Below are 200 nucleotides of genomic sequence, written 5' to 3'. Positions count from 1 at the left end.
CCGCTCGACTAGTGAGCTGTTACGCACTCTTTAAATGAATGGCTGCTTCCAAGCCAACATCCTAGCTGTCTAAGCAGTTTCACCTCGTTAGTTCAACTTAACATATATTTGGGGACCTTAGCTGATGGTCTGGGTTCTTTCCCTCTCGGACATGGACCTTAGCACCCATGCCCTCACTGCTGAGAAACATTTTATAGCAT

At 46.5% G+C, this 200-nt stretch carries 1 rRNA gene; it reads right to left on the bottom strand.

Annotated elements, in window-relative coordinates:
• A 23S ribosomal RNA gene (locus F7018_RS17930) occupies positions 1–200 on the bottom strand; the annotation flags it as partial.

Origin of the sequence: Tenacibaculum aiptasiae (assembly GCF_008806755.1) — a bacterium.
In the GTDB taxonomy this organism is placed as follows: domain Bacteria; phylum Bacteroidota; class Bacteroidia; order Flavobacteriales; family Flavobacteriaceae; genus Polaribacter; species Polaribacter aiptasiae.
Note: the sequence above shows the minus strand (reverse complement) of the source record. Positions and strands in the feature narration are given on the sequence as shown.